1 pseudogene is annotated in these 229 nt (G+C 56.3%); it reads left to right on the plus strand.

Going from position 1 to position 229, the window contains the following annotated elements:
• Positions 1-95 precede the first annotated feature (95 nt).
• Positions 96-229: pseudogene (locus Q0778_RS16320) on the plus strand (integrase); the annotation flags it as partial.

Here is a 229-nt window from a genome sequence, read left to right on the forward strand (position 1 = left end):
GAAATCCCCGAACCTGGAAATTTGAAATCAGTCATCGCTACGCGATGGGTCCCATTATGCGGAGACGCGTCACGCAACCTTACTACGCTGAATGCAGCGATCTGGTCTTCCCCGGTCGCAACGTCTTGCGCCCGATGTCAGACATGACGCTTCTCAAGATCCTGCGTTACGCGAAGCTACCCTTCACGGTGCACGGCTTTCGATCTGCGTTCCGAGATTGGGCCGCCGA

Source organism: uncultured Erythrobacter sp. (assembly GCF_947502395.1).
In the GTDB taxonomy this organism is placed as follows: Bacteria; Pseudomonadota; Alphaproteobacteria; order Sphingomonadales; family Sphingomonadaceae; genus Erythrobacter.